The 599-nt window shown below is 65.6% G+C and carries 2 protein-coding genes; both read left to right on the top strand.

Annotated features, from left to right (window positions below):
* On the top strand, positions 1-356 hold a 356-nt coding region (locus tag STARVERO_RS22000), incomplete at its 5' end, for a DNA transposition protein (RefSeq protein WP_200837948.1).
* The coding region (locus STARVERO_RS21995; protein ID WP_280178164.1) for a MerR family transcriptional regulator at positions 353-599 on the top strand (247 nt) is incomplete at its 3' end. The genes STARVERO_RS22000 and STARVERO_RS21995, both read left to right, overlap by 4 nt.

Raw genomic sequence — 599 nt, 5'->3', positions numbered from 1 at the left:
TCGGGGCGTCGATCTCCAAGGCCGTGTCGCAATCGCTGAAGGGCCACGACCGCGACGAGATCGCGGCGCGGATGACCGCGTATCTCGACGAGCAGATCAGCGGCCACATGCTCAATGCCTACGCCTCCGAGGCGCGCAGTGAGCACATCATCAACATCGTCCGCTTCATCGCCCTGATCGAGGCGACCGGCGACCGGCGGCTGCTCGAATTCATCGCGTCCCAGTTCGGCTGGTCGGTGATCGAACAGCGTTACCTCCCGGCGATCTCGCTGGCCGAGCGGCTGGAAAAGCGCGCGAAGATGGATCGCGAGATCGAGGCGGATCGCCGCGAACTCAAGCGCGGAGGCGTGCTGTGAAAGAGTTCTTCACCCCTGCCGAATTGGCCGCGCTGAAGCTCCCTGATTTGCCCACGCGCCACGACAGTATCGCCCGCAAAGCTGACCTCGACGGTTGGCGCGACCCGGCACGGGAATGGTCCGAAGCGAACCCGGACGGTGTCTGGCGACGCAAGGGCAATGGCTACGAGTACCGCTACGACGTGCTGCCGACCCGCGCCAAGCGCAAGCTGATGCTGGCGCAGCGCCGCGAGGTGGCGAAGG

The sequence above is a fragment of the Starkeya nomas genome (genome assembly GCF_902703545.1).
GTDB lineage: Bacteria > Pseudomonadota > Alphaproteobacteria > Rhizobiales > Xanthobacteraceae > Ancylobacter > Ancylobacter moscoviensis.
Note: the sequence above shows the minus strand (reverse complement) of the source record. Positions and strands in the feature narration are given on the sequence as shown.